The organism is Streptosporangium subroseum, from assembly GCF_900188345.1.
Classification (GTDB): Bacteria; Actinomycetota; Actinomycetes; order Streptosporangiales; family Streptosporangiaceae; genus Streptosporangium; species Streptosporangium subroseum.
Window position 1 is genome coordinate 25,912 of sequence record NZ_FZOD01000055.1, and the last position, 17,547, is coordinate 43,458.

The following is a 17,547-nucleotide window of genomic DNA, read 5'->3' on the forward strand; positions in this document are numbered from 1 at the left end:
GGGCCTGAGCACGCCGTTCCGATATTTCATGTATTTCCTATTGATTTTGAGGGGAATTCGTCGCAGGATCGAAAATGTGAACAGCAGCGAGCTTCTGGTGGCTCGCCTTCACGTCGATCTCAGGCGGCAGGCGAGCGCGCTCTGTGCCATGCGGTGACCTGAGGGTCCCGCTGCCCCGATTCCAGGCGCATGCCGTCCTTAGGCCGGCGCCATCCCCCTGCGCCGGGTGATGCCCCATGCCCCGGCGGTACCAGAACCCATGGAGGCCCACGTCATGTCATCCACCACCATCCTTGACGTCCGGCGCGTCGCCGGGCACATCGGCGCGGAGATCAGAGGCGTCGACATCTCCCATCCGCTCGACCCGTCCACGGTTGCGGAGATCCGGCAGACCCTGCTCGCGCACAAGGTCGTGTTCTTCCGCGGCCAGACCCTCGATCACGCCACGCAGATCGCCTTCGCCCGGCAGTTCGGCGAGCTCACCCATGCACACCCGCACGAGGACGCGCCGCCGGAGGAGTTTCCGCAGATCCTCACCATCGACCCGCACCGTTACGAGGAGCGGTACGGCAAGGACTATCGGGAGCTCTACCGCAAGCGGCGATACTCCTACTACTCCGGGTGGCACACCGACGTCACCGCCGCCGTCAACCCGCCCACGGCCTCGATCCTGCGGGCGGAGACCGTTCCCGCCTTCGGCGGCGACACCCAGTGGACCAACCTGGTGGCCGCGTACGAGGGACTGTCCTCGCCGCTCCGTGCCTTCGTCGACGGGCTTCGCGCCGAGCATCGCTTCCTCGCGGGTTACCAGACGGCCTCGGAGGACGAGAAGCTGCTGAAGCGGATCAACGACAACCTGTTGATCTCCGTTCACCCGGTTGTCCGCGTCCACCCCGAGACCGGGGAGCGGGCCCTGTTCGTCAACCCCGGCTTCACCGACCGCATCGTCGGCGTCTCCTCCCAGGAGAGTCGTCGCATCCTGGACCTGCTCTACGAGCAGATCACCCGTCCCGAGTACACCGTCCGCTTCCGCTGGGAGCCGGGCAGCGTCGCCTTCTGGGACAACCGGGCGACCGCCCACCTGGCACCCACAGACCTCGACCACCTCGATGTCGAGCGGACCCTGCACCGCGTCACCCTGATCGGCGATCGTCCCGTGGGTCCCGACGGGTTCGTCTCCGAGATCGTCGCGGGCCGCGAGTTCAAGGCCGAATCCCTCGTCGTCGCCTGACGTCTCATCCCATGAACGTGGGCGGGGGCCCGGGGGGGTGTCCCCGCCCATTCGACAAGGCCGCATCCCCGCTGAATGAGTCCAAGACGGGAAACTCTCGGCAGGCTCGCACCCTACGGAGGCCGACCGGTAACCGGGTTCAGCCGCCGGGACCCACCTCGTTGTTCGGCGCGCCGTCGCCGCTGGTCGGCAGGTCACCACGCTCGATCGGACCGGGCGGGCGATTGCCGGGTGAGGAGGTGGCGCCATCTCTTGTCGCGTGCCGGGCTCCGGCCACGGCCGCCTTCAGCGCGGCCCGATCCACCTCCCCCAGGCGGCCGTTCAGCCGGATGAGGTGGTCGGCCCGGACCGCGGTGTACTCGTGGCGGCCTCCGCCCGAGCGGTACCAGCCCACCTCGTCGCGCTCGCACGTCACCGGCGCCGTAGGCGGCTCGGCCTTGTTGATCGGTGTGTCGGCGCAGAGGCCGTCGCTGAACGTGCCACGGTCGACTGTCAATCCCACGTGCCTATCGCCCTGCGCGACGTAGGAGACTCCGAAGCCCTCCTCCCCGATGCCGCCGACCGACTGTTCGACCAGCTCGTACCCTTCAAGCTCGACCGCGTAGATCAGATCCGGCGCCACTCCGTAAAAGCGAGCCTGATCCAGCACGGCCTGGCTGAGCAGTGTTTCCGAGCCGCAGCAGGACAGGAAGAAAAGCCCGAGAATCACGGGCGGAACAAGGCGGCGCATCACATGATCACTCTGTGCTTATCGGAGACCGCCGTCAATGATTTGATCGCAGGTTTCAGCGGGATGAGGAGGGAGAACTCAGTCGCGTCGCGGGGTCCTGCGTTTGATCCCGAGGTGCCGGGCTTCATCTTTTACCAGGCTCTCCACCGCCTGGCAGGCGTCATGCAGAGGATCCACCCGGTCGGCGTAGACGGCCACGCGCTTCAGAAGCTCCTTGAAGGCGGGCTCCTCGCTTCCGAGGATCGAAAGGATATGGGCTTCGGCATGGGCGAGGGCGTTTCGCCGATCCTGCCAGAGAGCCCGCCCGGCCTCCGTGGCGACGACCTTGCGGCTGCGTCGATCGGCCGGGTCGGGTTGCCGTGACACCAGCCCCGCGGCTTCCAGATCGTCGATCAGATAGGTGAAGACCGTCCGGTCGATACCGAGCTGCGAGGCCATGACGCCCTGGTTGCCGGCGAGGTTCTGGCTGGCGGAGGCGATGACCTGGTAGCCCCGCGGACCGCCCGGAATGTCGTTGACGGCCTCCTCCACGCCGCGCATGTACGCCCGCAGGATGACGCTCAGCGACCAGCCGAAGTCGTCCTTGAGGACATCGGCGGCGGACTGCTCCACCACGTCTGCGGTCGGAGAGGGGCGCGGTACGGGAACCGGGGCACTGGCCATGGCCCCCATGCTAGCCAACCAACCACTTGTGTGGTATCACCGATGATAGGTTTTACAACAGAGTTGCTTGACGGAACGTCTGTAATCAATATGATTGCGGCAACAACTACACCAAGGAGCTCGAAATGAGCCTGTTCCGTCTTGACGCCAGCATTCGGGGAGACCAGTCGGTCAGCCGCGCGGTCGCCGACACCGCCGAAGCGGCCTGGATTCGCACCCACCCGTCCGGTGTCGTAACCCGGCGAGACCTGGTCGCCTCTCCCGTTCCCACGGACGCGTGGTCGTCGGCCGTCATGGGTTCGTTCACGCCCGAGGACCAGCGCACGGAAGATCAGCGTCGAGTCCTGGCCCTCGCGAAGCAGCTCGCGGACGAGCTCGTCGCCGCGGAGGCATACCTGTTCGCCGTTCCGCTCTACAACTACGGCGTCTCGCAGCACGTGAAGACCTGGATCGACCTGCTCCTGACGGATTCTCGTCTGGCCCCCGGGCAGGAGCCGCTGCTGGCGGGGCGTCCGGCGGCGCTCGTCGTCACCCGCGGCGGCGGCTACGGCCCCGGCACTCCCCGTGACGGCTGGGACCACGCGACGCCGTACTATCGCCGGTTCTTCGGAGACATGCTCGGGCTGCAGCTGCATGTGAGCGAGGTCGAGCTGACCTTGGCGGAGAACACCCCCGCGATGGAATCCCTGCGGGATCTGGCGCGCCAGTCGCTCGACGCCGGTCATGCCTCCGCCGACGCGCACGGTGAGCTGCTGGCGAAGCACGCCCTCACCACGGGCGCCGTACGCTGACGCGAGGTTGAGGCGTGTTTCGGGCCTCAACGGAGAGATACGGAACGACCGCCGTCGTCACCGGTGGAGTCGCGAGGCGACAGGTCAGGCCCGGTGATGCGTCCGGAGTCGCGAGGCGACAGGACCGGCCGGATGATGCGCCTGGAGCGCGGGGCCATGGGCCCGGATGGGTGACGCACCCGTGGCGGGGCCATGGGCCCGGCCGTTTGTCGCAGGCGGACGGCTATGTCATCCGGTGGCGGAACGCCCCGGGGCGTCGGCCCGCACCGCGGTTGCTCTCAGGAGACGAGGGCGCCGATCACCACGAGAAGCACGAGTAGTGCGAGCACCATGGGCAGCAGCCAGCGACGGGGACGATCCACCTCTGGAGCCTAGCTCTGCCCATGGGAGGCTCGCGCCGCGAGGTGCCACCGGGCGATCGTCTCGTAGCGGACCTCGGCGCCGAGGTGGCTCCTCACCAGGTGCACCGTGTCGGCTTCCCACTCGGTGCCGGCGAACGGCTCGAAGGCCTCGACCAGGGGACGCAGGTCGGCGTCGACACGGCACCTGGCCAGGCTCAGGTGCGGCCTGAGCCGCCGGTGATCGGTCTGTACGGCTCCCGCACGCCGCGCCCCCGCGCCCAGGGAGTCGGCCAGGCGGAACAGCCCGGCACCGCCCCCTCGCACGCCGGCCAGGAAGATCCGAGCCCGGCGAGCCGAGGGGAACGCGCCCGCACCCGCCAACGACAGCGTCATCGACGCGTGCCGTGACGTGGCGCGGGCGAGCCGCGTCTCCAGCTCGGGCAGGACCCGGTCCGGCACCTCGCCCAGAAACGCCAGCGTCACGTGCCAGCCGGCCGGATTCAGCCAGCGGAGCTGGGGCCATCCCTCGCGATGGGGCTCGAGAGCGCGGACGAGCTCATCGCGCACCGGCTGCGGCGGCAGCAACCCCACGAACAGCCGCATCCGACCTCCTGGTGAGTGCCCTGGTCAGCATCGTCGCCGCGCCCACGCCGACCACGGTGAGCACGCCGCCGATCATAACTCCGGTCCGGGGGCCGCCCATCTCGGAAACCCAGCCGAGCAGCGGCGCGCCGAGCGGGGCACCGGCGGTCAGCACCAGCACGTAGAGGCCCATCACCCGGCCGCGCATCTCCGGCGAGGAGGCCAGCTGCACACTGGCGTTGGCGGCCGTGTTGACCGAGATCAGCGCGACGCCTGCGGGGATGAGGAAGAGCAGGTAGAGCGGATACCACGGGGCCAGGCCGCAGACGATCTGGAACACGCCGAAGGAGAGCGCGCCGGCGATCAGCAGCTTCCTGCTGGGCCGTGCCCGCCGTGCCGCCAGGAGCGCACCGCCCAGGGCGCCCACCGCGAACACGCTGGAGGCCACACCGAAGGAGGACGCGTCCGCGCCGAAGACCTGGCGGGCCATCAGCGCGATGGAGATCGTGAACGACTGCGTGAACAGCGACACGAAGGCGACCAGCAGGATCGGCATGAGCAGAGCCGGCTCGGCCAGTACATAGCGCAGTCCCTCGCGGAGCTGCCCCTTGGCCCTGGGCACCGGCTCCGGAGTGGTCAGTTCCGAGGTGCGCATCAGGATCAGGCCGGAGAGCACGGCGATGAACGACAGCCCGTTGACCAGGAACATCGGACCCGTGCCGCCGAGCATGGAGATCAGCACGCCCGCGACGGCCGGACCGACCACGCGGGCCAGGTTGAAGCTGGAGGCGTTCAGCGCGATGGCGTTCGACAGGTCCCTGCGGCCGACCATCTCCACGACGAAGGACTGCCGGGTCGGCACCTCGACACAGGAGATGAGCCCGAGCGAGAACGCCATCACGTAGACGTGCCAGACCTGCGCGTTGCCGGTGATGACGAGCGCGCCCATGGTGAGCGCCAGCAGACCCATGAGCGACTGGGCGATGAGCAGCAGCGAACGCTTGGGATAGCGGTCGGCGAGCATGCCGCCCCAGAGCCCGAACAGCACCAGCGGCAGGAACTGCAGCGCGGTGGTCAGGCCCAGCGCGACGGCGCTGCCGCTGCTGGAGGGGTCGTTGGGGTTGCGCGTCAGATCCAGCACCAGCCAGTCCTGCGCGGTGCGCTGCATCCACCCGCCGACGTTGGAGATCACTCCGCCGGTCAGGAACAGCCGGTAGTTGTGGTTGCGCAGCGCCCGGAACATCCCGTCCCGAGCCTCCGGAACGGCCTGTGTGGTTCCGGTCGCGACGGCCTGCGACTCGCCGGCGGTCGCGGCCTGCACGGCCCGGGCGTCCCGCCGCGCACGCAGCCTTGCCCGCACTCCGGGCTTCCCGCCGGGTACGGCGCGCGTTAGACGGCCCCGTCGTCCCGCTCGTACTCCGGACTTCGTGCCGGGTACGGCATGGGTGAGGCGACCCCGCCGTAGCGCCGCTCCCACTCCGGGTACGGCGCGTGTGAAGCGGCCTCGCAGTCCTGCCCGCACCTCCGGCTCTCCGTCCGGCAGTGCGTGCGCCTCGGCGTCCTGCGGGATCGCCGAGGCCCCGGGTTCCTCGGGTTCGGCTAGATCCGGCTGAGCTTCTCCAGAATGGGAGCCGCCTGCCGGAGCGTCGCCCTCTCCTCGGGGGTCAGCTCCTTCAACCGCTGCGTCAGCCACGCCTCCTTGAGACGGCGCTCCTCCTTCAGCAGCGTTGAACCCTGCTCGGTCACGCTCACGGTCACCTGGCGGCGGTCGGTCGGGTGCGGCATACGCGACACCAGCCCCCGATCGGCCAGTGCGGCGATCACGCGTGTCATCGAGGGTGGCTGTACCTTCTCCAGCTCGGCCAATTCGCCGGGGGTTATCCCGGAATGCCGTTCCACGGCGACGAGCGTCGCGAGTTGGGTGGGGGTCAGCGAGTGCACTGCTGCCTGCCTGCGCAGGCGTCTGGTCAGGCGTGCCAGTGACACCCTCAGCGCTGAAGCGAGACCAGCGTCGCTGCGCAGGCTTGCGACGTGGTCCTTCCTGGGTTGGTCGTTCGTTAGCATAAGTCATTACCTTCGCTAACTATATACGATCGCATGTGATTCCCTCCAGGCGTTTTCTTCTCGGCGCGGGCCGTACAGCGTGCCAGACAGGGAAAAGGTCGCCAATTTTCGGTACGGGCTCCACGACGCGAAGCCCGAGCGGCAGGTGTTGGATTCACCGAGCCCGACTGGATGATCTACTCGGTCTCGAGGCCTGCGGTCTTCGCGACAACCGCCTTGTCCTGGTCATAGTGAAGCACCCCGAGCCGGTGACGGCGGACCACGATGGTGACCGGGAGGCCGACGTCCTCCCGCCCGGCGCGTCCGGCGGTCACGACCTCCCCGGAGGTGCGCCGCTTCTTCGGGAAAACGCCGGACCCCGCCGACCACCCCGTCTTCATCCTCGGCCCAGCCGACTGACCAATCCCGTCGGCCGGGGCGGTCCACAGGAGCCGAGACACCCCACGGATGTGATCAGGCTTCGTAGCCATGCCCAGATAGCATCGGAACACGCTGAACCACCTGCTGTCCGCTCTCGATGAGATCAAACGGACATCTGTCATCACCGAAGGGAAGGCATGACTCCCATGCGATCTCGGGTCGCCGTCACCGGCGGGAGCGGCAAGCTCGGCCGGGCTGTCATCGCCGAACTGCTGGCCCATGGATGGGACGTGGTCAACCTCGACCTGGCCGTCCCCGCGCAGCCGCTCTGCCCGTTCACCCGGGTCGACCTCACCGACTACGGCCAGGCCGTGGAGGCGCTGACGGGAGTCGACGATCGCCATCGGGGCGTGGACGCGCTGGTGCACCTGGCGGCGATCCCCGGCCCCGGCATGGTGACAAACGCGGCCACCTTCGCCAACAACATGACCGCGACGTACAACGTGTTCTCGGCGGCGAGGCTGGCCGGGATCCGCAACGTGGTGTGGGCGTCGAGTGAGACCCTGCTGGGCCTTCCGTTCGACGTCCCGCCTCCGTACGTGCCCGTCGACGAGGAGTATCCGGCCCGGCCGGAGACCGCGTACTCGCTGGCCAAGCACCTCGAAGAGCAGATGGCCGCCCAGTTCTGCCGCTGGGAACCGGAGATGAAGATGATCGGGCTGCGGTTCTCCAACGTCATGGAGCCCGGCGACTACGACGGCTTTCCGGCCTTCGACGCCGATCCGCTGCTGCGCAGCTGGAATCTGTGGGGCTACATCGACGCCCGCGACGGCGCCCAGGCCGTGCGCCGCGCGCTGGAGCACCAGGCCACCGGCCTGGACATCTTCATCATCGCCAACGCCGACACCGTGATGTCCCGTACGAGCAGTGATCTCATCTCCGAGGTGCACCCCGACGTCCCCGTCCGGCGTGAGCTCGGACCGCACGAGACGCTGCTCTCCATCGACAAGGCCCGCCGCGTCCTGGGGTACGAACCCGCACACAGCTGGCGCGACCACATCAAGGATTGACGTCCGTCCGGCGTGGATCACCGGGCGCGGAGACCCACGCCGTCAGGCGCCCCGGTGACCTTGCAGCCGGGGCGTCGGGTGATGCGGTGATCTCGCGGCCAGGCCGCCCGGTGACAAGAAGATCTCGTCGCCGGGCGGCCTGTGAAGCGTCAGGCGTCCCGTGCCGTACAGCGGAACCCCGAGAGGTGTCACGTGAGCGGCACGGTCGCTCTCCGGCCCTTCAGGCCGGAGGGTGAATCACCAGGCGTAGTGCTCGGGAGCGGTCTTGAACCCGGGGAAGATCTCGTCGAGACGGGCCAGTGCCTTCTCCTCCAGCTTGATCTCCAGCACCCGGGTGGTGCCGTCGAGCTGGTCGAGCGTGCGCGGCCCGATGATCGGCGCGGTGACGACCTTCTGGTGGAGCAGCCAGGCCAGGCCGACGTTGGCCGGGTCCTCGCCGAGCTCATCGCAGAACGCCTCGTACTGCTCGATCTTGTCGCGGTGCTTCTCCAGCTCCGCGACCATGCGCTCGGCTGCCGAGCGACCCTTGTCGATCTTCCGGAGAATGCCGCCGAGCAGGCCGCCCGCCAGCGGGCTCCACGGGATCAGGCCCAGGCCGTAGTCCTCGCACGCGGGGATGACTTCCAGCTCGGGGGCCCGGACGAGCAGGTTGTAGTGGGACTGCTCGGAGACCAGGCCGAGGCTGTTACGGCGCCGGGCGGTCTCCTGAGCCTTCGTGATGTGCCAGCCCGCGAAGTTGGACGACCCCACATACAGGATCTTGCCCTGCTGCTTGAGGATGTCCATGGCCTCCCAGAACTCATCGAACGGGGTGTTCCGGTCGATGTGGTGGGCCTGGTAGATGTCGATGTAGTCGGTCTGCATGCGCTTCAGCGACGCGTCGGCGGCCCGGCGGATGTTGAGCGCGGACAGACGGTTCTCATTGGGCCAGTCACCCATGTCGCCATTGAGCTTCGTGGCGATGACCGTCCTCTCACGGCGGCCGTCGCCCTTGGCGAACCATCGCCCGATGATCTGCTCGGTGATGCCCTCGCCCTTCTTCCAGCCATAGACATTGGCCGTGTCAAAGAAGTTGATGCCCAGCTCATGGGCGCGATCCATGATCGCGAAGGAGTCTTCCTCCGTGGTCACGGGACCGAAGTTCATCGTGCCCAGGCAGAGGCGGCTGACCTTAAGGCCGGTACGGCCAAGCTGCGTGTAGTCCATGCTTTTACATTAGGCACCTGGAGTGCACTCCAGGCGAACCCGACCTGTCATGAGCCCCCCGCTCCGTCAGGATTCCGAGGCTTTTGGATGAGCCTCCAGCCCCGTGAGCACGGGGCCTGTTACGGGCTCGCGGCCAGTCGGAAGTCGTCCGATGGTCTCGACGGGGCATGATGGCGCCATGGGAGACGTCCTGATTCGCACGCTCGTGGTGGCCGCCCTGACCGGTGTGACGGTGTTCGCGGGGCAGGGGGCCTGGGCGGACGACGGGGAGGACGAGGTCCTCTTTCACTTCAAGGACAAGCGGATCACCGAGTCGAGCGGGCTGGCGGTCTCGCCGACGCGTAAGGACATCTACTACACCCACAACGACAGCTCCGCCGGGCCGGTCTTCTTCGCGGTGGGACCCGACGGACGGACCCGTGCGACCTTCACCCTGCAGGGAGCCGTGGCCCGCGACTGGGAGGCCATGGCGACGTCCAAGGACCCGAAGACCGGGCAGGGGATCCTCTGGTTCGCCGACATCGGTGACAACTTCGACGGAGCCTGGCCCGACATCTCCGTTTACAAGGTGGCGGAGCCCACCTCGATGCGCGACGCCGTCATCCCCGCCGTGCGCTACCGGTTCCACTACGAGGACGGCGGGCACAACGCCGAGAGCGTCATGGTGGACCCCCGGACCGGGCGCCTCTACATCGTGACCAAGCAGTTCTCCGGCGCGATCTACCGGGCCCCGAAACAGCTGCGCACCGACAGGATCAACGTGCTCCGCAAGGTCGGCGACGCGCCCATCATGGCCACCGACGCCGCCTACGCCCCCGACGGGTCGAGCTTCGTGGTCCGCACCTACTTCTCCGCCACGGTCTACCGCGCGCCGGGGAAGGAGATCGCGCGGGTGTCGATGCCCTCGCTGGACCAGGCCGAGTCGATCGCTTACACGGCGGACGGCAAGGCCCTGCTGGTCGGCAGCGAGGGGAAAAACAGCCCGGTCTACCGGGTGCCGCTGCCCGGCACGGTCCTCCAGCAGGCCGCCCCGAAGCCCAGCCGCACCCCCCTGAGGGTGGGCGGTCCCGAGCCCCTGCCCACCGGCACCGCCGGTGACGTCGGCTCCGGCGGCACGACGGCCGCCGACGCGGAGGCGGACGGACAGGACGACGCGGGGGTGCCCGCGTCGGTCGTGGCCTTATGGCTGATGGTCGCGGTGGGCGCCACCGGAGTGATCACCTTCATCGCCCGCCGTACCCAGTAGCTTCGTCGCCCGCTGTACTCAGATCGCCCGCCGTATCCAGATCGCCCGCCGTACCCGATGGCTTCGTCGCCCGCCGTGCCCAGATCGCCCGCCGTATCCAGTGGTCTCATCGCCTGCCGTATCCGGTGGGAGGTACTCAGTCGCGACTGAGTAGTTCATCGCAAGCGAACAGTGATCTGAATCCGCCACTCTTCGTGTTATGCACGATAAAAGCTCACCCCCCGGACCACGCCGTTCCCCGGCGGAGGTGAGCTGTCCGGAATGCGGCGCCCTTTTCAACGGGACACAGACCCGCTGCCCGCGCTGCGCACTGCCCCTGCGAGGGCCGGTGGCGGCGGAGCTGTGGCAGGTCGACGGGGCACTGGCCGGGCTGCGGGCGCAGGAGACGGTCCTGCTGTCACGGCGGGGTGAGCTGCTGGACCTGCTCAGGGCCGAACGGAGCCGCTCGGGCAAGGATGATCAGGAAGTCCGGCAGGCGGCAGCGGGACGTCCCGTACCGGCGATGCCGCGGGCGAGCGACCCGGGCACGTTCTCCAGGTCGTCGGCGGCGGCGGAGGGCAGCGGGTCCTCTGTCGTTCCGACGGGCTTCGACGGCCCCAGCGGATCTGGCGGCCCCAGCGGCCCCAGCGGATCTGGCGGACCCGCTGGTCCCGGCCGGTCTGGCGGGCCGACCGGATCCGGCGAACCCGGCAGGTCCGGTGGTCCCGGCCGATCTGATGGATCCGGCGGACCCGGTGGTCTCCCGGGTACGGCTGTGCCGCGGCGGGACTTCTCGCCAAAGGCCGTACAGAACCTGCTGCTCGGACTCGGCGGCCTGCTGCTGGTCGTCGCGGCCATCGTGTTCACGGTGGTCAGCTGGGGACACATCGGCATCGGTGGGAGGGCGGCCATCCTCGCCGGGGTCACCGCGCTGACCTTCGCCGTGCCGAAGCTCCTGGTGAGGCGGGGCCTCACCACCACGGCCGAGACAATCGCGATGCTCGGTGTCGCGCTGCTCTTCCTGGACGGCTACGCGGCCCGGCGGGTCGGTCTGGCGGGAGTCGACAAGCTCGGCGGACTCGACTACACAGCCCTGCTGTTCGCCCTGGTCGCGCTCGTCCTGGTGGGGTATGCGCGATCGCTCCCGCTGAGGCTGCCGCTGCCGGTGGCGATCGTCCTCGCCCAGTTCCCGCTCCCGCTGCTGGCTTTCGGCGAGACGATTCCCTGGGTCACCGCCGCCCTCGCGGCGACGGCCGCGGCCGATGCCGCCTTCCTGAGGTTCGGCGCCAGGACTACCGAGCCCGTAGCGGTGACGGGCGGTTCGGACGGGGACGTTTCCGCGGCAGCGGATGGCCCCGGCGGAGGCGCGTCTGCGGCAGGGGACGGTTCCAGCGGGGACGTGTCCTTGACGGTGGGTTCCGGTGGGGATTCTTCTGTGGCGGAAAGCGGTTCTGCAGGGGACGCGCCCATGGCGGGGAGCGGTGCAGGTGGGGGCGTGCCCGTGGCGGGGAGCGGCCTCGGTGAGGGTGGGTCCACGGCGGTGCCCGGTGGTGCGCGGCCGGCGAGGCGTTCCGGTGTGTGGACGACCGTGGCGGTCTGTTTCGGCGCGGTGTGGGCGCTGGGTGTGGGCTCCGGGGTCCTGGACTCCTCGCTGAGGTTGATGAGTTCCCTCTTCGCCGGTGACCTGGGGGCCGACTCGGTCAGGGGAGCATTGCTGGTCGTGCTGGCCGTGATCGGGCTGGGAATCGCGGATCGGGTGGAGCACACGGGCCGGCTCGTGGAGCTCACGACCGGTTCGATGATCGCGCTGACGGTCGGCCTGGCGGTGCCCTTCTGGCCGCTGCTCCCGTACGGCGGCTGGTGGGTCGTCCCGCACACCGCGGCCGCCCTGGTCGCCGCCGCGGTCGTGCTGTACCTTCCGGGGTTGAACGACCCCAGGGTCCGTTCCGCCGGTGCCGTCTCGGCGGGAGTGCTGGCGGTGCTCACCGCGATCCCGTCGGTGCCCCTGGTCGTCCTGGTGCTGCTCAACCCGTTCGGCCGGCTGGATGACGTCTGGTCGGGGACGGGCGGCTGGGAGTTCATGCCGTTCCCCGCGATCCCGGTCGTGTTCGGCCTGCTGGCCGTCGCCTCGGTGTTGGCGGCAGGCCGGGGACGGGCCCGGGCAGGGTTCGCCGCACTGGCCACGGGCACGGTCGCGGTGGCCATCGTCCCCGTCGCCTACCGCTGGAACCACGTGACGAACCTCACGATCCTGCTGGTCCTGGCCGTCGTGTGTGTCATCGGTCTGACCCTGGCCAGGCGACCGCGGTGGGCGGGGGCCTTCACGGTCGCGGCAGGAGCGATGTCGGCGGTGGCCACGGCCACGGCGCTCACCGAGCGGACGACCACGTACGCGGCATTAGCGACCTTGCTCGCCGCGTGGGGCGCGGCGGCGTTCGCGGCCCGGGTGCCACGGGCGGCGGCGTTCGCCCTGGCCGTAGGTGTGCTGTCGGCCACCGGCCTGATCTGGGCCGTCGCCGTGGGGACGGGCTGGCTGCGGAGCGGCTCGGGGCTCTCCCTGGCGTTGGCGATCGGCGCGGTGACGGCAGGACTCCTCGCCCTCCGCGGGCGGCCCGCCGCACGCTCCGGGGACGCGCGTCCGTCTGAGGGAGCCGCCGCACGGTCCGGAGGCGCACTCCCGTCTGGCGGAGCCACCGTACGGCCCGAAGGCGCACTCTCGTCTGAGGGAGCCGCGGCAGGGTCCGGAGGGGAACTCCCGGCTGGCGGAATCGCCGTACGGCCCGGAGGTGTACGTCCCGGTGGAATCGCCGGTCCCTGGCAGCCGACCGGCCTGGTGCTGGGCGCCGTACTCGCCGCGTTCGCGTTGCTCGTCGCGCGTGCCGCCGTCGCCGAGATCTTCACGTTCTACGGCCCGCTCGCACGGCCGTGGACGCCCCTGGGCGGCTCTCACGGCCCCTACCCGCTTCTGATCGTGATCCTGGGTCTCGTCGCCGTCGCGGCGGTGCTGATCTCCTGGCAGCTCGCCGGGCGCAAGGGCGCGCTCAGGACCGGTCTCGTGGCCTGGCCTTTGCTGCCGGCGATCCTGCCGATCTCGTTCGCCCTGCCGTACGGGCTGGAGGTGGGCCTGTTCGTCGCAGGCCTCTGCCCGACGGCCTGGATAGCCGCGCGGAGCCGTACGAACTGGGGGTTCGGCGGAGCGGCGGCGCTGTTGACGGCGTCGATGGCGGTCTCCTGGGCGCTCATGAGCAGGCCCGCCACGTTGATCGTGCTTCCGATCGCGGCGGTGGTCGCGGGAGCGGTGGCCTTCCGGGGACGGGCGCGGGCGGTCACGGTCGGCGGGGCTGGGCTGGCGACGCTGCTGGTCGGCGGGGAGGTGCTGGCGGCCGGGCTGGCGATGGACTGGCCGGTACGGCACGCCGCGTTCGGTGCGCTCGCCGTGGCCTGCGCGGCGGCGGCCGTGGCGGGCCGGTTCAGGAGTTCGGCGTTCGCGATCGGCGTCGAGACGGCGGGGTACGCCCTTGCCACGGCAGGACTGCTGCTCGGTGTCGCCGATCTGCCACTGGCCGGCCTGGCCTGCGCGGTCGTCGGTGTGCTGATGGCCGGTACGGCGCTGCGGCCCGACAGGCAGTGGGCCGGATACGTGGGGACCGGGTTCCTGCTGACGGCCTCCTGGCTGCGGTTGCTCGCCTCCGACATCACCGTGATCGAGGCGTACACGGTGCCGTTCTCCCTGGTCCTGCTGGCGTTCGGCTGGTGGAAATCACGGAACCGGCAGGTCTCCTCCTGGATCGCCTACGGTTCCGGGCTCGCCTCCAGCCTGGCGCCCAGCATGATCGCGATGCTGGCGGGCGGGGGCTGGCTCCGGCCGCTGGCGCTGGGCACGGTCTCGCTGGCCGTACTGCTGTCAGGGGCGCGGTTCCGGCTCCAGGCCCCGGCGTTGCTCGGCGGATTCACCCTGGCGGTCGTCGCCCTGCACGAGCTGGCTCCGTGGATCGCGCAGGCTGTGGTGGCGGTGCCGCGGTGGGTGCCGATGGCGTTCGGCGGGTTGCTGCTCGTGGTCGTCGGCGCGACCTACGAAGCGCGACTGGGGGACGTACGCCGCCTGCGGGCGGCCGTCGGCCGGATGCGCTGACCATCGGACCGCCGCGCTGCCGGTCCCGGACCACCGGGCTCATGCGAGGCGGTGCGACGCTTTTCCGGACGTGCCGGTTGCTCGGCCCCGGACCGTCGGGCTCACGTGAGGCGGTGCGACGGTGTTCCAGACGTGCCTTGGCCTCTGGACCACCGGGCTCATGCGAGGCGGTGCGACGCCGTGCCGGACGTGCCGGTTACTCCGGTCGCTCCGGAGGCCGGAGGTCTGCCTCGGAGGGGTGATCGAGGGAGTCGGTCACGTCGGCGTCCATGGGAAACCGGTCGTAGAGGTCGGTCATGCGCAGGAGTCGTTCGAGATGACCCCGTACTCCGGCCAGACGCAGCCAGCCGCCCGCCTCGGAGGTCGTGCGCGCTCCGCTGAGGAGCGCGCGCAGCCCCGTGGAGTCGCAGAAGGTGATTCCCCCGACGTCGACGACCAGTCGTGTGCGGTGGACGGAGACCAGCTCCTGGATGGTGTCTCGGAGCAGCGGACTGGAATTTCGGTCTATGTCGCCGCCGACCGTGACCACGGTGCAACCAGGACGCTCATGGTGGTCGACATCGATGGACAGCTCTCTACTCATTGCCTCGCATCTTCCACACCGGTGACGCGGCCTGTTTCGGCCGCCGTCCGGCCTGATCAAGGTATACCCCTCCGCGCGGGCAGGGAGGACGACGGTCGGGAGACATGTGCATAACGGCTGGGCGCCGCGGATGATCGGTTCCCGGCCGGGACGGGGCGGCCGGGCGTGCCCGCACCCCGGCGGACCTGGAACGCGAGGTTGTTTCCACGATGAATGACCGCATCACCATTTTCTGCCTTGACATATTTACATATTCCCAGATCGGGGTGGCCGGGGCCTGCGGATATAGGCGCGATCAAAAACAGTGACGATTATTCCCTTCTCTTGAGGAGATGGCGCCGCTAACTTTCGAGGATGCGCGTTCTGGTAACCGGAGCATCCGGTTTCATCGGCTCACACGCGGTTGCCGCGCTTCTCGCCGACGGGCATAAGCCGCTTCTTCTGGTACGTAATCCAGAGAAAACGCGGAGAGTTCTGGCCAATCTCGGAGTCGTCGAGCCTGTTTCCCTGCACGAGGCCGATATTCGCGACACGGTAGCCGTGCGATCCGGGCTCGAACAGTGTGACGCGGTCATTCACGCCGCCGCCGAGATCGGGGTCATCAGCCAGGCCGGTGACTCGGCCGGGACGAACGTGGCCGGGCTCAAGAACGTTCTCGGGCAGGCCGTCGAGCTCGGTCTCGACCCGATCGTTCACATTTCCACGATCGGCGTCTTCGTGCCGCCGGCCGGGCCGGTGATCACCACTGAGAGCCCGCTGTCCGCGCCCAGAAACGACTACGGCAGGACCAAGGTCCTGGGCGAGCGATATGCCAGGCAGCTCCAGGACCAGGGGATGCCGATAACCATTGTCTACCCGGCCGGGGTCATCGGGCCGTACCAGCCCTCGCTCGACACCCTCATGGAGGGGCTGCGCGCCGGGCTGAAACAGGGCTGGCCGATCACCTCGGGCGGTGCCGGCGTCGTCGACGTTCGCGACCTGGCCGTCGTGCTCGCCCGCTGTGTCGAGCCGGGGCGGGGGCCGCGCCGGTTCATGCTCGGCGGACACTATCTCACCTGGGCACAGCTCGCCGACGTCTGCGACGAGGTGACCGGGGGGCGTTGCCGCAGGTTCAGGGTGCCGCGTGCGGTGCTGCGCGGCGCGGCGGCCGCACTCGACGCCGTGAAGCTGATCAAAAAGATCGACTACCCGCTGACCAGGGACGCGGTCGAGATGATGGTCACGATGGTGCGAACCTACGACACCCCCACCCTTGAGGCGCTCGGCGTGGAACTGCGACCGGTCCAGGAGACCATCGCCGACTCGCTGCGCTGGTTGGCACAAGAAGGACATCTTCCCCCTGTGAAGGTCGGCAGGCTGGCGGGTAAGGTCACGCCGTGAACATTGGGATCGTCGGCGCCGGAATCGTTGGCTTGGCGGTGGCCAGGGAGCTGGCGCGGACCCGCGGCGTCAAGGTGACCGTCCTCGACAAGGAAGATCACGTCGGAGCCCACCAGACCGGGCACAACAGCGGGGTCGTCCACGCGGGGATCTACTATCAGCCGGGCTCGCTCAAGGCGAAGCTCTGCCGGGAGGGCGTGGCCCTGCTCCGGCAGTACTGCGCGGAGCACCGGATCCCCTACGACGAGGTCGGCAAGCTCGTCGTCGCCTCCACGGCGGCGGAGCGGCCGGGGCTGCGGAAGATCGCCGAGCGTGCCCGGGAGAACGGGGTTCCCGACATCGCGGAGCTGGACGCGCTGGCCCTGCGGGAGGTCGAACCGCACACCGTCGGGGTGGCCGCCGTACACTCCCCGCACACCGCGATCGCCGATTTCCCCGCCGTCGCCCGCCGTCTGGCCGTGGACGTGGAGGAGATGGGTGGTTCGGTGCTGCTGTCGCACCCGGTCCGCGCGCTGCGGGAGACCGCGAGCGGGGTGAACGTCCAGGCGGGAGAGCGGAGGCTGAGCTTCGACCGGCTGATCGTCTGCGCCGGGCTCGGCACCGACACCGTCGCACGGATGGCCGGGGCGGCCGGTGACGTGCGGATCATCCCCTTCCGCGGCGAGTACTACGCGCTGGCCGGGGCGTCGAAGGACCTGGTGCGCGGGCTTATCTACCCGGTGCCCGATCCTCGCTACCCGTTCCTCGGCGTGCACCTGACCCGCAGGATCGACGGCGAGGTGCTGGTGGGCCCCAACGCGGTCATGGCGCTGGCGCTGGAGGGCTACTCCTGGGGGGACGTCAACCTCACCGACCTGCGCAGGATCCTGGCCTGGGGAGGCACCCGGCGGCTGGCCACCAAGCACTGGCGGACCGGGGTGAGAGAGGTGCTCGGCTCGATGTCCAAGAAATCGTTCCTGACCGCCGCCCGCCGCTATGTCCCCGCGCTCACCGGGGCCGACCTCGTCAGGACCACGGGTGGTGTCCGGGCGCAGGCTGTGGCCAGGGACGGAAGCATGTTGGATGATTTTGCGATTGACGTGCACGGTCGCGTTACTCTCGTGAGAAACGCCCCCTCACCGGCGGCGACCTCCAGTTTGGCGATTGCCAGGCATATTGTGGGGTTAGCCTCTGTGTTGACCAGTTAACT

The 17,547-nt window shown here is 69.2% G+C and carries 16 protein-coding genes; 8 read left to right on the top strand and 8 right to left on the bottom strand.

Translation table 11 applies throughout. The features are described 5' to 3' along the window. The first annotated feature begins 28 nt into the window (after nucleotides 1–28). Nucleotides 29–157, top strand: coding sequence for a putative leader peptide (locus tag CHC08_RS53050; RefSeq protein ID WP_420823600.1), 129 nt, complete (start codon nucleotides 29–31; stop codon nucleotides 155–157). Nucleotides 158–274: 117 nt separating this feature from the next. Next, nucleotides 275–1,231 (top strand): TauD/TfdA dioxygenase family protein, encoded by a 957-nt coding sequence (locus CHC08_RS36180; protein ID WP_089211926.1) that lies wholly within the window; start codon nucleotides 275–277, stop codon nucleotides 1,229–1,231. 139 nt (nucleotides 1,232–1,370) lie between these two features. Here CHC08_RS36180 and CHC08_RS36185 read toward each other — a convergent pair whose 3' ends face one another. Both CHC08_RS36185 and CHC08_RS36190 read right to left on the bottom strand, forming a co-directional pair. Continuing rightward, nucleotides 1,371–1,940: a hypothetical protein gene (locus CHC08_RS36185; RefSeq protein WP_143653480.1), complete on the bottom strand. Its 570-nt coding sequence runs from the start codon at nucleotides 1,938–1,940 to the stop codon at nucleotides 1,371–1,373. 99 nt (nucleotides 1,941–2,039) lie between these two features. Further along, on the bottom strand, nucleotides 2,040–2,624 hold the full coding sequence (locus CHC08_RS36190) for a MarR family winged helix-turn-helix transcriptional regulator (protein ID WP_089211927.1): 585 nt from the start codon (nucleotides 2,622–2,624) through the stop codon (nucleotides 2,040–2,042). Nucleotides 2,625–2,749: 125 nt separating this feature from the next. Between CHC08_RS36190 and CHC08_RS36195 the strand changes: the two genes are divergently transcribed. Then, on the top strand, nucleotides 2,750–3,415 hold the full coding sequence (locus CHC08_RS36195) for an FMN-dependent NADH-azoreductase (RefSeq protein WP_089211893.1): 666 nt from the start codon (nucleotides 2,750–2,752) through the stop codon (nucleotides 3,413–3,415). Nucleotides 3,416–3,786: 371 nt separating this feature from the next. Here CHC08_RS36195 and thpR read toward each other — a convergent pair whose 3' ends face one another. From thpR to CHC08_RS49975, 4 genes are all read right to left on the bottom strand, one after another. Continuing rightward, nucleotides 3,787–4,359 (bottom strand): RNA 2',3'-cyclic phosphodiesterase, encoded by a 573-nt coding sequence (gene thpR, locus CHC08_RS36200; RefSeq protein WP_089211894.1) that lies wholly within the window; start codon nucleotides 4,357–4,359, stop codon nucleotides 3,787–3,789. Continuing rightward, nucleotides 4,313–5,698, bottom strand: coding sequence for an MFS transporter (locus CHC08_RS36205; RefSeq protein WP_245878777.1), 1,386 nt, complete (start codon nucleotides 5,696–5,698; stop codon nucleotides 4,313–4,315). The genes thpR and CHC08_RS36205 overlap by 47 nt, the downstream gene beginning before the upstream one ends. Before the next feature lie 239 nt (nucleotides 5,699–5,937). Next, a complete protein-coding gene (locus tag CHC08_RS36210; RefSeq protein WP_089211895.1) occupies nucleotides 5,938–6,402 on the bottom strand; it encodes a MarR family winged helix-turn-helix transcriptional regulator in 465 nt (154 codons plus the stop codon). A 176-nt stretch (nucleotides 6,403–6,578) separates the two neighbouring features. Then, on the bottom strand, nucleotides 6,579–6,716 hold the full coding sequence (locus CHC08_RS49975) for a hypothetical protein (RefSeq protein ID WP_179282410.1): 138 nt from the start codon (nucleotides 6,714–6,716) through the stop codon (nucleotides 6,579–6,581). 252 nt (nucleotides 6,717–6,968) lie between these two features. Here CHC08_RS49975 and CHC08_RS36220 point away from each other — a divergent pair, with 252 nt between their 5' ends. After that, complete coding sequence (locus tag CHC08_RS36220) at nucleotides 6,969–7,832, top strand: NAD-dependent epimerase/dehydratase family protein (protein ID WP_089211897.1); 864 nt, start codon at nucleotides 6,969–6,971, stop codon at nucleotides 7,830–7,832. A gap of 237 nt (nucleotides 7,833–8,069) precedes the next feature. On the opposite strand, the gene CHC08_RS36225 is transcribed toward CHC08_RS36220, so the two are convergent. Then, nucleotides 8,070–9,038, bottom strand: a complete 969-nt coding sequence (locus CHC08_RS36225) for an aldo/keto reductase (protein WP_089211898.1) — start codon at nucleotides 9,036–9,038, stop codon at nucleotides 8,070–8,072. A gap of 178 nt (nucleotides 9,039–9,216) precedes the next feature. Here CHC08_RS36225 and CHC08_RS36230 point away from each other — a divergent pair, with 178 nt between their 5' ends. Both CHC08_RS36230 and CHC08_RS49980 read left to right on the top strand, forming a co-directional pair. Then, nucleotides 9,217–10,284: a hypothetical protein gene (locus CHC08_RS36230; RefSeq protein ID WP_179282411.1), complete on the top strand. Its 1,068-nt coding sequence runs from the start codon at nucleotides 9,217–9,219 to the stop codon at nucleotides 10,282–10,284. Nucleotides 10,285–10,531: 247 nt separating this feature from the next. After that, the gene (locus CHC08_RS49980; protein WP_179282412.1) at nucleotides 10,532–14,395 is read left to right on the top strand and encodes an SCO7613 C-terminal domain-containing membrane protein; all 3,864 of its coding nucleotides are present in this window, start codon (nucleotides 10,532–10,534) and stop codon (nucleotides 14,393–14,395) included. A 196-nt stretch (nucleotides 14,396–14,591) separates the two neighbouring features. Here the strand turns inward: CHC08_RS49980 and CHC08_RS36240 are convergent, their stop codons facing one another. Further along, nucleotides 14,592–14,978 carry an STAS domain-containing protein gene (locus CHC08_RS36240; RefSeq protein WP_089211900.1) on the bottom strand — a complete coding sequence of 129 codons (387 nt, stop codon included), beginning with the start codon at nucleotides 14,976–14,978 and terminating at the stop codon, nucleotides 14,592–14,594. Nucleotides 14,979–15,332: 354 nt separating this feature from the next. Here CHC08_RS36240 and CHC08_RS36245 point away from each other — a divergent pair, with 354 nt between their 5' ends. Both CHC08_RS36245 and lhgO read left to right on the top strand, forming a co-directional pair. Further along, complete coding sequence (locus tag CHC08_RS36245) at nucleotides 15,333–16,358, top strand: NAD-dependent epimerase/dehydratase family protein (RefSeq protein ID WP_089211901.1); 1,026 nt, start codon at nucleotides 15,333–15,335, stop codon at nucleotides 16,356–16,358. Next, nucleotides 16,355–17,545 (top strand): L-2-hydroxyglutarate oxidase, encoded by a 1,191-nt coding sequence (gene lhgO, locus CHC08_RS36250; RefSeq protein WP_089211902.1) that lies wholly within the window; start codon nucleotides 16,355–16,357, stop codon nucleotides 17,543–17,545. The genes CHC08_RS36245 and lhgO overlap by 4 nt, the downstream gene beginning before the upstream one ends. Nucleotides 17,546–17,547 lie beyond the last annotated feature (2 nt).